Source organism: Pseudonocardia sp. NPDC046786 (assembly GCF_040645415.1).
Classification (GTDB): domain Bacteria; phylum Actinomycetota; class Actinomycetes; order Mycobacteriales; family Pseudonocardiaceae; genus Pseudonocardia; species Pseudonocardia kongjuensis.
The window spans coordinates 185,082-193,060 of the sequence record NZ_JBEYYF010000012.1; the positions used below are offsets into that span (position 1 = coordinate 185,082).

The 7,979-nt window shown below is 73.6% G+C and carries 5 protein-coding genes; 3 read left to right on the forward strand and 2 right to left on the reverse strand.

Annotation, left to right across the window (positions count from 1 at the left end; genetic code table 11):
* Positions 1–107: 107 nt before the first annotated feature.
* Complete coding sequence (acnA, locus tag ABZ881_RS17190; protein WP_358485532.1) at positions 108–2,924, reverse strand: aconitate hydratase AcnA; 2,817 nt, start codon at positions 2,922–2,924, stop codon at positions 108–110.
* Positions 2,925–3,261: 337 nt separating this feature from the next.
* On the opposite strand from acnA, the gene ABZ881_RS17195 reads away from it, so the two are divergent.
* Complete coding sequence (locus ABZ881_RS17195) at positions 3,262–4,713, forward strand: NlpC/P60 family protein (protein WP_358485534.1); 1,452 nt, start codon at positions 3,262–3,264, stop codon at positions 4,711–4,713.
* Between the two features lie 132 nt (positions 4,714–4,845).
* On the opposite strand, the gene ABZ881_RS17200 is transcribed toward ABZ881_RS17195, so the two are convergent.
* Positions 4,846–5,760 carry a LysR family transcriptional regulator gene (locus ABZ881_RS17200; protein ID WP_358485536.1) on the reverse strand — a complete coding sequence of 305 codons (915 nt, stop codon included), beginning with the start codon at positions 5,758–5,760 and terminating at the stop codon, positions 4,846–4,848.
* Positions 5,761–5,833: 73 nt separating this feature from the next.
* Here ABZ881_RS17200 and ABZ881_RS17205 point away from each other — a divergent pair, with 73 nt between their 5' ends.
* The gene (locus tag ABZ881_RS17205) at positions 5,834–6,748 is read left to right on the forward strand and encodes an EamA family transporter (protein ID WP_358485538.1); all 915 of its coding nucleotides are present in this window, start codon (positions 5,834–5,836) and stop codon (positions 6,746–6,748) included.
* Between the two features lie 545 nt (positions 6,749–7,293).
* A partial coding sequence (locus ABZ881_RS17210; protein WP_358485540.1) for a DUF222 domain-containing protein occupies positions 7,294–7,979 on the forward strand: 686 nt, incomplete at its 3' end.

Sequence of the window (7,979 nt, forward strand, 5' to 3'; positions counted from 1 at the left end):
CGGAAGGGTGGTCCGCCGGCGGATCGTCCGGATCCGTAGCGCTGCCGGACGCACGGAGCCCGCCGCCCCACGGGGGACGACGGGCTCCGCGGTGGTGGTCGAGCGCGTCAGCTCTTCAGCATGCCCCGCAGGACGTACTGCAGGATGCCGCCGTTGCGGTAGTAGTCCGCCTCACCGGGGGTGTCGATGCGCACCTTCGCCTCGAACTCCACGGTCTCGCCGGACTCCTTCGTCGCGGTCACCTGCACCGCCTTCGGGGTCTTCCCGTCGTTCAGCTCGGTGATGCCGGCGATGTCGAAGGTCTCGGTGCCGTCCAGGCCGAGGCTCGAGGCGGACTCGCCCTCGGGGAACTGCAGCGGGACGACGCCCATGCCGATCAGGTTCGACCGGTGGATCCGCTCGAACGACTCGACGATGACGGCCTTCACACCGAGCAGCGCGGTGCCCTTGGCCGCCCAGTCGCGCGACGAGCCGGAGCCGTACTCCTTGCCGCCCAGCACGACCAGCGGGGTGCCCTGCGCGGCGTAGTTCTGCGCGGCGTCGTAGATGAACGCCTGCGGGCCGCCGTCCTGGGTGAAGTCCCGGGTGTAGCCGCCGCTGACCCCGCCGTCGACGATCGCGTCCAGCAGCTGGTTGCGCAGCCGGATGTTCGCGAACGTGCCGCGGATCATCACCTCGTGGTTGCCGCGCCGCGAGCCGAAGGAGTTGTAGTCCTTCTTCTCGACGCCGTTCTCGTCCAGGTAGACCGCGGCCGGGGTGCCCGGCTTGATCGCACCGGCCGGCGAGATGTGGTCGGTGGTGACCGAGTCGCCGAGCAGCGCCAGCACCCGGGCGCCGGAGATGTCGGTGACCGGCTCCGGATCGGTCGTCATGCCCTCGAAGTACGGGGGCTTGCGCACGTAGGTGGACTGCTGGTCCCACTCGAAGGTCCGGCCCTCCGGGGTGGGCAGCGCCCGCCAGCGGTCGTCGCCGCGGAACACGTCGGAGTAGCTCTTGGTGAACATCTCCGAGGTGATCGAGGAGTCGACCACCGCGTTGATGTCGTCGGTGGAGGGCCAGATGTCGCGCAGGTAGACGTCGTTGCCCTCGGCGTCCCGGCCGAGCGGCTGGGTCTCGAAGTCGAAGTCCATCGTCCCGGCCAGCGCGTAGGCGATGACCAGCGGCGGGGACGCCAGGTAGTTCATCTTGACGTCCGGGTTGATCCGGCCCTCGAAGTTCCGGTTGCCCGACAGCACCGACGCGACGGTCAGGTCGTTCTCGTTGACCGCGGCCGACACCTCCTCCGGCAGCGGGCCGGAGTTGCCGATGCAGGTGGTGCAGCCGTAGCCGACCAGGTTGTAGCCGAGCTTGTCGAGGTAGGGCCAGAGGCCGGCCTTCTCGTAGTAGTCGGTGACGACCTGCGAGCCGGGCGCCATCGAGGTCTTCACCCACGGCTTGACGGCCAGGCCCTTCTCCACCGCGTTCTTCGCCAGCAGTGCGGCGCCCAGCATCACGCTCGGGTTCGACGTGTTGGTGCAGGAGGTGATCGAGGCGATCACCACGGCGCCGTGGTCGAGCACGAACTCGCCGCGGGCCTCCGAGCGGACGGTGACCGGCTTGGACGGACGGCCCTCACAGCCGGTCGCGGCGGACTGGACGACCGGGGCGGGCTCGCCGTCGGCGAAGGTGTGCGCCGGCGCGTCGCTGGCCGGGAACGACTCGTCGCTGGACTCGTCGACGCCGGTCAGCGGCGCGACGTCGTCGTTGGTGTAGTCCTGCACGGCCTTGCGGAACGCCGGCTTCGCGGCGGACAGCTCGATCCGGTCCTGCGGGCGCTTCGGGCCGGCGATCGACGGGACCACCGTGGACAGGTCCAGCTCCATCGTCTCGGAGTAGACCGGCTCGTGGTCCGGGTCGTGCCAGAGGCCCTGCTCCTTGGCATAGGCCTCGACCAGGGCGATCTGCTCCTCGGAGCGCCCGGTCAGCTTGAGGTAGCGGACGGTCTCGTCGTCGATCGGGAAGATCGCGGCGGTGGAGCCGAACTCCGGGCTCATGTTGCCGATGGTGGCGCGGTTGGCCAGCGGCACGGCGCCGACGCCGGCGCCGTAGAACTCGACGAACTTGCCGACGACGCCCTGGCGGCGCAGCATCTCGGTGATCGTCAGCACCACGTCGGTGGCGGTCACGCCGGTCGGGATCTCGCCGGTCAGCTTGAAGCCCAGCACCTTCGGGATCAGCATCGAGACCGGCTGGCCGAGCATCGCGGCCTCGGCCTCGATGCCGCCGACGCCCCAGCCGAGCACGCCGATGCCGTTGACCATCGTGGTGTGCGAGTCGGTGCCGACCAGGGTGTCCGGGTAGGCCTGGCCGTTGCGCGGCATGACGACGCGGGCCAGGTTCTCGATGTTGACCTGGTGCACGATGCCGGTGCCGGGCGGGACGACCTTGAACTCGTCGAAGGCGCCCTGGCCCCAGCGCAGGAACTGGTAGCGCTCCTTGTTGCGGCCGTACTCGAACTCGATGTTGCGCTCGAAGGCGTCGGCGGTGCCGAAGAAGTCGATCATCACCGAGTGGTCGATGACCAGCTCGGCGGGGGCGAGCGGGTTGACCTTGGCGGGGTCGCCGCCCATCTCGGTCACCGCCTCGCGCATGGTCGCCAGGTCGACGACGCAGGGGACGCCGGTGAAGTCCTGCATGATCACCCGGGCCGGGGTGAACTGGATCTCGGTGTCCGGCTCGGCCTGCGGGTCCCAGTTCGCCAGGGCGTTGATGTGGTCCGCCGTGACGTTCGCGCCGTCCTCGGTGCGGAGCAGGTTCTCGAGCAGGACCTTGAGGCTGAACGGCAGGCGCTTCGAGCCCTCCACCGCGGAGAGCCGGAAGATCTCGTAACCGGTGCCGCCGACGTCGAGCTGTCCTCTGGCGCCGAAGCTGTCGGTGCTGGCCACTTGATGGTCCTCCCGTGGTGGTGGGCGTTCTGCGTCCGGTGCGGTGAGCGTCGGCCCGCTCGCAGGTCGGGGGGCTCACCGGCGTGTGTCCGAGTCTCGCGCACCGCCTCGTCCGCGGCAGCGTGGACCCTGCTGTCCCAAATAGTACGCCTGTCCTATAAAGAGCGCGAGGCGGGTGTGGTCGTCGTCCCTCCCGCGGGCCCGGGGGCCCCGGGAGGCGGACCGCCGGGTGCGGGTCCGGTGTGTCGCACGGTGTTCGCGTGACGGGAGTGGCAGGATTCCGCCGACCGCACCGCTCCCCGCCGGGCGCGGCACCCGCTCCCCGGGAGGACGAACCGTGACGCGCGAGCCGTCGGTGCTCCGGCCCGCCCGCGGGCCCCGTCGCCGGACCCCGCTCGCCGCCGGTGTGCTGGTGCTGCTGACCGCACTGCTGCTGGGGACTCCGGCGGTCGGCGCCGCGGCCGTGGCGCCCACGGCGGGCGGGGCCGCCGGCACCGGGTCGCTGCCCGCGCAGCCGCCCCCGCCGCCACCGAACCCCGACGACGACGAGCTCGAACGCAGCCGGCAGAGCGTGCAGGACCGGTCCGCCGAGGTCGGACGGCTGACCGCGCGGCTCGCCGAGCTCGACGCGCAGCTCGACGAGCTGCAGATCGAGGTCGCCGCGCGCGGGCAGGAGGCCCTCGCCGCGCGCGACACCGCCGACGCCGCCGGCCGGGAGGCCGACGCGGCCGCCGCCCGCGCGCTGGAGGCCCGGGCGGCGACCGATGAGGCCGGTCGGGCCGTCGACGACGCCCGCACCCGGCTCGACGAGTTCGTCGGCGACGTCTACACGCACGGTCTCGATCTCGGCCCGCTCGGCCTGCTGTCCCGGGCGACCGACCCGCAGGATCTGATGGACCGGGCGCGGCTGACCGATGCGCTGAGCGAGGACCAGGCGTCGGTGCTGGAGCAGCTGCAGCAGGCCCGGATCGCGCAGGCCAACGCCGACTCGCTGGCCCGCGCCGCCCAGGAGGAGGCCGACCGCCGCCGGGCCGCCGCCGAGGAGGCGTCCGCCGCCGCCGACCAGTCTCTGGTGTCCGCCGCGGCCGCCGCGGACGAGCAGCAGGGCAGGCTGGACGCGGTCCGCGCCGAGCGTGCCGACGTGCAGGCCCGGCTGGACGAGGCGGCGAACTCCGACGCCGGCCTGCGCGCCCAGCGCCAGCGGTACCTGGCCTGGCAGGCCGAGCAGGAACGGCTGCGGGTCGAGGCCGAGCGGCGGGCGCGCGACGAGGCCCGCGCCCGGGTCGCCCAGGAGGAGGAGTCCCGCCGCGCGCAGACCGCACCCGACCGCGGCCCGTCGGCCGGCCCGGCGCCCGGGCCGCGATCGGGCTCGGCGGCGATCGAGACCGTGATCGATCGGGCGACGTCGCGGATCGGCACCATCTACGCCTGGGGCGGCGGCAACGCGCGCGGCCCGACGCGCGGCATCCGGGACGGCGGCGTCGCCGACTCGCACGGCGACTTCCGCAAGGTCGGCTTCGACTGCTCGGGGCTGATGCTCTACGCGTTCGCCGGGGTCGGCATCGACCTGCCCCGCTACAGCGGGAACCAGGCCAACGCCGGGCGGCTCGTCCCGATCTCGGACATGCGGCGCGGGGACATGCTGTCCTGGGCGCGCAACGGCCGCACCCACCACATCGCGATGTACCTGGGTGACGGGATGATGATCGAGGCGCCGTACTCGGGCGCGTCGGTCCGGATCACACCGGTCCGCTACAACGGCCTGAACAAGGTGACCCGGCTGCTCTGAGCGCGTGCGCCGCTCGCGCAGGCCTGCTGGGACCCGGGCCGTACCCGGCCCGGGCCCGGCTTGCTCGGACCCGGACCGCCGGGACCCGTACCGGGCCCGGGCCCGGCTCGCTCGGGCTCGGCCTGCCGGGACTCAGCCCGCGCGGGCCCGGACCGCGTCGGCCTCGGCGGCCAGCTCGTCGAGCACCAGCCGGACGGCCGGACGTTCGACGGCGTCGGCACGGGCGACCGCGTGCACCAGCCGGGCCGCCCGCACCCCGGCCAGCGGGCGCAGGGCCAGCCGGGTGCCGTCCCGGTGGTCGGTCGAGTAGCGGGGGAGCAGTGCGACGCCGTGCCCGTCGGCGACCAGCTCCTCGGTGACCGAGAAGTCGTTGATCCGCTGCACCACCTGCGGGGTGGTGCCGGTGACCAGCCCGACCGAGCGCAGCACGTCGTCGACCGGCCAGCCCACACCGACCCCGATCCAGCCCTCGTCGACCAGGTCGTCCAGGCCGACCTCGGCCCGGGCGGCCAGCGGATGCCGGGTCGGCAGCGCGACGTCCAGCGGCTCGCGCAGCAGCGGCCGGACCCGCAGCCGCCCGCCGGTGAACGGATCGAGCCGCTCGTCGTGGTGGGTCACCACCACGTCGACGCCGGCCGCGGCGGCCGGCACCTCCTCCGGGCGCAGGTCGAGATCGCGGCAGGACAGCGACAGTCCCTCGTGCGCGGCGGCGCGGCGGAGCAGGCCGGGCAGCAGCAGCCGGGCGGCGGACGGGAACAGCACGACCCGGACCGTCCCGAGCGGGCGCTCGCGGAGCCCGGCCAGGGTCTCGTCGAGGCGGCCGAGCGCGGCCAGGACGTCCTCGGTTCCGGCGACCACGGCCGTGCCCGCCTCGGTGAGCCGCAGCCCGCGCCCGTCCGGCACGGTCAGGGCGATCCCGGCCTCCCGGGACAGCACCTTGAGCTGCTGGGAGACCGCGGACGGGGTGTAGTTCAGGGCCGCCGCGACGGCGGTGACCGAGCCCCGGTCGGCGAGCTCGCGCAGGATCCGCAGGCGTCGGACGTCCATGAAGCAACGCTACAAGGTCAATTCAGATTTCGGCGTTGGACTGCACGGTCGCCGGTGACGGAGGGTCGAGGGCATGACCGTCCGGGACCGGGGCCTCGCCGTCGTCGTCGCCGTGCTGTGGGGTGCGAACTTCATCGCCATCCACGTCGGCCTCGAACACTTCCCGCCGGTTTTCCTCGCGGGTCTGCGGATGCTCGTGCTCGCCGTGCCCGCGGTGCTGCTGATCCCGCGGCCCGCGGTGCCGCTGCGCTGGCTGATCGGCTACGGGCTCGGCTTCGGCACCCTGCAGTTCCTGTTCCTGTTCCTCGGGATGTACGCCGGGATGCCGGCCGGACTCGCCTCGCTGGTGCTGCAGGCGTCCGGGCCGTTCACCCTGGTGCTGGGCGCGGTGCTGCTGCGGGAGCGGGTCCGGCGGCGGCAGTGGATCGGGATCGGCGTCGCGGTCGCCGGACTGGCGACGATCGCGTTGCTGCGGGCGCAGACGGCCGCGCTGCTCCCGGTCGCGCTCACCCTGCTCGGCGCGCTCGGCTGGGCCGCCGGGAACCTGTGCAACCGGCTGGCCCAGCGCGACGGCGAGGCGGTCGATCCGCTGCACCTCACCCTGTGGATGACGGTGGTCCCGCCGATCCCGCTCCTCGCCGCGTCGGCGGTTGTCGAGGGTCCGGCGACCGGCTGGCTGGCGACGGCCGAGGCGTTCACCCGGGACGGGCTGCCCGGTCTGGTCGCACTGCTGTACCTCTCGGTGGTCGCGACGGTCGTCGGGAGCGGGATCTGGACGGTCCTCATGCGCCGCTACCCAGCCGGGGTGGTGGCGCCGCACTCGCTGCTGGTGCCGGTCGTCGGGATGGGGCTGGCGATCCTGCTGCTCGGCGAGCGGCCGTCGGTGCCGGAGCTGGTCGCCGGGGTGGTGGTCGTCGTGGGGGTGCTGGCCGCGTCGGCGCCCGGTCGTCGGGGGGTGGGGGTCGAGCCGCCGGTGGCCCGGGTGTGACCGCGGGGTGGTCCGGGGCTCCGGTCGGGTCGCGCCGGTCCGGCTGTTCCGGGCCGTCGGCGGCGCTGTTCCGCCGGCGCCGCTGGGTTCAACTCCGCTGGCCCGGGTGGGCTCTGCTCCGCTGGCTCCGGGGGTTCAGCTCCGCTGCCTCCGGTGGTGGGTCGGTGGTCCGGGTGGCGGTCCGGCGGCCCGGTGGAGGGTCGGTGGCGGCGCGGTGACCCGCCGGCGCGTCGGGCGGCGGCGTAGTGCCCGGTGCTGGGTCGGGCGGTGGCGGGGTGCCCCGGCTACCCCGCTTCGTGCCCCTCGGCGCGGATGCCGTCCGGTCGTCGTCGGGTGTGCGCACGCGGTGGGTCCGCGGTCCGGGCGGCGGCATCCCGGCGGCGCGGCGGAGGAGTCACCGGCGCCGGTCCGGCCTCCTCGTCGTGCCCTCCCCGGGATCCACTTCGGAGCTGCCGTCCGATGAGGTCCGCGGATGCCGTCCTGAGTGGATTTTTCTCGGACTTTCTTCTAGAGAACAACCAGTCCAACCCGATATAATCGAACACATGGTCGATATCGACGATGCGCTGCTCAGCCCCGAGGCGGTCGCCGCCGACCCCTGCCCGCACGGCATGACCCGCGACCTGTGCGCCCTACTGTGCGACGACGACAACGGCGGCAACGGGGTCGGGGAACCGGTCGTGGTGGTGGACCCGACCCGGCCGGTGGGATTCGCGTTGGCACTGGACTGCCAACTCGCCGGCGACAGCCCCGAGCTGTTGAGTGACGCCCAGCTGCTCGATGTCGTCGAAGGCGCCGAACGGATCGAACGATGGGCCTCGGCGTTGCGGACCCGGATGCTGGCGGTGTTCGCCGACCGGCACCCACCCGGCAGCACCGCCACACCACCGGGCGCCGATCCCCGGGCGGTCACACCGGTGGGCCGCTGGCTGCCCGACCAGGTCGCCTTGACCTTGCGGGGGTCGCTGGAAGAGGCCCGCTGCCTGCTGGCCGGCGCGGCCCGATTCACCCACGTGCTGCCCGCGACCCTGGCCGAATGGGAGGCCGGGCGGATCGACGAACGCAAGGCCGAGGCCATCGCACACGCCACCAGCGTGCTCGACGACGAGCAGGCCCGCGAGGTCGAAGCGCGGGTGCTGCCCGGCGCCGCAGCGGCGACCCGCCGGTTGCTGCAGGACCGGCTACGACGCACGGTGGCCCGGGTCGATCCCGACGGCGCGGCACGACGGCA